Origin of the sequence: Nostoc sp. UHCC 0251 (genome assembly GCF_034932245.1) — a bacterium.
Taxonomy (GTDB): domain Bacteria; phylum Cyanobacteriota; class Cyanobacteriia; order Cyanobacteriales; family Nostocaceae; genus Nostoc.
In genome coordinates this window covers 1-4,163 of the sequence record NZ_JAYGHD010000212.1, presented here as the reverse complement: position 1 = coordinate 4,163, position 4,163 = coordinate 1, and the positions used below count along the sequence as shown (strand labels likewise).

Genomic DNA, 4,163 nt, shown 5'->3' with positions numbered 1-4,163 from the left:
TCGCAATGACGCTCCTACGTCGCTAACGCTGCGCTAACGCAATTACGTTTTGTAACGGGGATTTAGACCCCGACACAAAACCTGCTGCCTATAGAGACAGGGGACTTAAACCCCCACTACTTGTTAAAAGTGAGGAGTTAGGAGTTAACTCATAACTTTATCTTATTGAATACTGATTTAGCTTGGCGTAGCGATAAGGCCCCATAATCGCTCCCCAAGTTGCTTTCCCAGTTTCTAGGTCGATTCCTTTGTCGTAGCTGTGAAATTCTGCCGCAGTAGCTTCAAAACCCAGGGAAACATTAATGCTATTACCAAGATAAGTAAAACTGCAACTAGTCTCTGGTAATGGAGTGGCGGTAAACTTATAGCGATCGCCCGCTTGTGTTTCCTGAGTTACTGTTAGGATACAACCTGGTAGTAAATCTAATTGTTCGGGTGTCAGTGTGTTTAATAGAGCAGGGTTATTGCCTGCGCCTTTTAATGCATCTGGATCTTGAGGCATGTAGTATTGTACTTCCAGAGATGTGTCATTACTGCCCTGGCGCAACCGCATAATACGCTGGCGGTAAGGTTTATCTAAGTTAATAACGTTAGCCTGTTCGGCAAATAGGGTGATGCTATCTTCTGTGAAGAGATTAATTGGTCTTTGCCACAGACGGAGGTGGACATACCAAGCTGGTTCTCCTATGGCTTGTTCCTGATTATCAAATTCACCAGCTAGGTACTCACCTAAAGCAATTAACTGTGGCGAGAAGTTCATAAATACAATAAACGAATCATTAAGGATGATATTTTTTAGCTAGTTTTTTAGGAGAAACGGTCTTATCCCTTATGGCTACTAGCTTATAAAATATTTTTGATTTGTCTACATTGTAAATGAAAGCGTCACCAGTCAAAAGCTAAACTTGGCAAAGTAGCCTTTAAGCGAGAAAATAAAGATACGTCGCCCTTAACATTTTCTTTGTGAATAACGTCCGTACCGTCTCTGATACAAAACGAACTTTTTACAATCTTCATACCCGTCCGATCAACACTATTTATCGCCGGGTAGTAGAAGAATTGATGGTAGAAATGCATCTGCTATCAGTAAATATCGATTTTAGCTACAATCCAATTTATGCCTTGGGCGTCGTCACTACCTTTGACCGCTTCATGCAAGGCTATCAACCAGAACGGGATCAAGAATCAATTTTTAACGCCCTATGTCGGGCTATAGAACAAGATCCGCAACATTATCGACAGGATGCCGAAAGATTGCAAGCTGTAGCTAAAGGTTTACCAGTTAAAGATTTAATTGGGTGGCTAGGTCAAACTACTTACTTAGATCGAGATGCTGACTTGCAAGCACAACTGCAAGCGATCGCCAACAATCCTAACTTTAAATACAACCGATTGTTCGCAATTGGTTTATTTTCGTTATTAGAACAGTCAGATCCTGAATTAGTCAAAGATGAAAAGCAACTCACAGAGGCGCTAAAAGCGATCGCTGCTGGCTTGCACCTTTCTGATGACAAACTCAACAAGGATTTGGAATTATACCGTTCTAACCTAGAGAAAATGGCGCAAGCTTTGGTGGTGATGGCAGATATGCTCTCAGCCGATCGCAAAAAACGCGAACAACGTAAACAACAATCAGCTACCACTGTTGCTCCTCCAAGTTCCAACGAATAGTTAGGAGATGGGAGTGATGAGTAAATGAGTTATGAGTTAGGAGTTGTTAATAACTCCCAACTCATATTTTATTTTATACACCCAATATTTTGTAGATTAAGCTGTTAATTATAGTTAGCGTAAATGCCCCAATAACAGCACTCCAAATCCCATAACGTAAGCGAAAGCCCTCTACTAACCAAGCAGCAATACTAAAACAAACCACGGCAATCATAAAGGTGAAAATGCCAGATAACAAGTCCAAGGTAAGTAAATTGGGTACTGCAAAAACGAGTCTTAAAATCGGTCTGACTATTGCCGTCACGATACCAAGCACTGCGGCAGAAAGGAAAGCTTTACCAGGAGTTTCAATTTCAACTCCTAAAGGTAATTTACTAATTATTAACAGGCTGATAGCTGTTACTACCCAAACAATTAAAAGCGTCACAATATTCATGCCACAACCCCTGAAACGTGAATGGCAATTGGTGATAAATTACTTCACTTTCTCTGTGGAAAAATCTTTAAAGCTCAACCAATTATTTGTAAATTAGCAGAAATTTTATTGCTAACCGAATTTTGTTTTAGATATCTTTAGGATTGGAGATGAGGAGGTAGGGGGGATGAGGAGGCAGAGGAGGCAGGGGAGGCAGGGGTAGAAATACCAATGCCCAATGCCCCATGCCCAATGCCCAATGCCCCATGCCCAATGCCCAATGCCCCTATCTCATCTTTTAAGAGGAGGTTGGGTTTGTTTAGGTGCTATAGGTGCTGGGGATGCTGCTGGATTGGAAATACCAGGATTGATAGGACTGACACCTTGTCCAGTTGGAGGCTGAGTTATGCCAGGAAGAGGTACAGAATCAGGTGCTAAGGGAAATTTAGGGGCAAGATTCCCTTCGGGATTGATGCCTGGAAATGGTGCGGTTGTGGGTATTGGTGCAGCACCAGGATTGATAGGGAAAGAGGGGATATTAGGCTGGTTGAGTGAGTTTGTGGGTGGTTGAGATGGTCCAGGAATAATTCCTAAAGAAACGCGATCGCCTCCTACTTGCCGTAGCAAATCCAATGTCTCAATCACATCATTATAAATTGCTGTCCGCGAAGCATTCAGCACCACAATGCCACTGGGGTTTTGTTGGAGATACTGTTTTAAACTCGCTCCCAAATCATCCCGTTTTACAGGCTGTTTTTCTATGTAAGTATTGCCAACGGCATCGATAGTTACAATCAGACTTCCGCTTTGTGATGTTATTCCAGATACTGAACTAGCGCTGGCTTTGGGCAAATCAACATTTATTGCCTGTTGTCGTGTAAATTGTAATGCCGCTAATAAAAAAAACGTCAGGATACAAAAAACAACATCAATTAAAGGGATAATTTGAATTTGAACTTCTTCAATTGGGGTATGTAGATTAACTTTCATTTTCTCAATTTAAACGCCTGGTTCGGGGGTTGAAATTTTGACTAATTAGTTAGGTGCATTTGGGGGTTCAGGTGGTTCAGCAAGCCTAGTCTTTCCTGGCTTGCGGGGTGGAATGAAATTTTCCCGCGCAATTGCTGATGTACTTTTACTAAAGTCAGGCGGAGACTGGTGGTAGAGCAATTCCATCTCATTCCCTGCCTTCCGAAAAACTTTGACTTGGTTGACTACAAAACTTTGAAATAGGCGGTAAAATACCAAACTAATGATGGCAACTATTAGCCCCGCTGCCGTACTAATTAAGGATTCGCCAATACCAGTCGTTACCCCAGCAGTAGATTCAGTTCCCAAGTCGCCAATCCGAATTGCGCGAAGAGACTGGATTAGACCCAAAACGGTACCTAACAATCCCAGTAGCGGCGCGAGGGCAATCACGGCTTCTAAAAGTTTTTCGCCCCGCCGCATCCCAGCCAATTCATCTTCGGCTGTGGACTCAAGTGCTAATCGAAAGGTTTCTGCATTAGTTTTCACTAAACGTAGAGGTGCATAGAGAAAACGCCCCACAGGTTGATGGCTTGCTTGTCTTGCAATGTCCGCAGCTACTTGCCAATTATCCTGGGCAGCATCTAGGATTCTATTAACTATTTGCTTTTCCTGAGTCAAAATTCGCAACCAAAACCACAAACGCTCGAAAATTACACTCAAAGACAGAATCGAGAGAATTAGCAAAGGCCACATTGCTGGCCCGCCTTTATAAAACAAATCTAAAATATCCACTGTTTAAGTTTCCTCCCTCCATGACTAGAGCAAATGTGATAAAGCATTTTAATTCTAGAGATTAATGCAAAATGAGGGGCTTCCAAAATATAAATTTCTCAAAAACTTAAAAAGACAGTGTAAGCATGACGTATTTGACTTAGGCTGCTAGACAAACTTGCCGTTGGGTAGGTAAGTAAGTTGGCACAATAAAATCAAACTATATGAAGAAAACTTAACTAAGCTAAAACCCTTATACCTATTGCCTATTGCCTATTCCCTATTGCCTATTGCCTATTGCCTTATCCCAACGACAATTATTTACGCCAACTTA

5 protein-coding genes are annotated in these 4,163 nt (G+C 41.9%); 1 reads left to right on the top strand and 4 read right to left on the bottom strand.

The window, feature by feature from the left end; genetic code table 11:
• Nucleotides 1-157: 157 nt before the first annotated feature.
• Nucleotides 158-760, bottom strand: a complete 603-nt coding sequence (locus VB740_RS17425) for a chromophore lyase CpcT/CpeT (protein ID WP_323201222.1) — start codon at nt 758-760, stop codon at nt 158-160.
• Between the two features lie 203 nt (nt 761-963).
• Between VB740_RS17425 and psb29 the strand changes: the two genes are divergently transcribed.
• Complete coding sequence (gene psb29, locus VB740_RS17420) at nt 964-1,671, top strand: photosystem II biogenesis protein Psp29 (protein ID WP_323201221.1); 708 nt, start codon at nt 964-966, stop codon at nt 1,669-1,671.
• A 73-nt stretch (nt 1,672-1,744) separates the two neighbouring features.
• Here psb29 and VB740_RS17415 read toward each other — a convergent pair whose 3' ends face one another.
• From VB740_RS17415 to VB740_RS17405, 3 genes are all read right to left on the bottom strand, one after another.
• Nucleotides 1,745-2,107: a phage holin family protein gene (locus VB740_RS17415; RefSeq protein ID WP_323201220.1), complete on the bottom strand. Its 363-nt coding sequence runs from the start codon at nt 2,105-2,107 to the stop codon at nt 1,745-1,747.
• 270 nt (nt 2,108-2,377) lie between these two features.
• On the bottom strand, nt 2,378-3,076 hold the full coding sequence (locus VB740_RS17410) for a biopolymer transporter ExbD (RefSeq protein WP_323201219.1): 699 nt from the start codon (nt 3,074-3,076) through the stop codon (nt 2,378-2,380).
• A gap of 45 nt (nt 3,077-3,121) precedes the next feature.
• Nucleotides 3,122-3,850: a MotA/TolQ/ExbB proton channel family protein gene (locus VB740_RS17405; RefSeq protein WP_323201218.1), complete on the bottom strand. Its 729-nt coding sequence runs from the start codon at nt 3,848-3,850 to the stop codon at nt 3,122-3,124.
• Nucleotides 3,851-4,163: the final 313 nt, after the last annotated feature.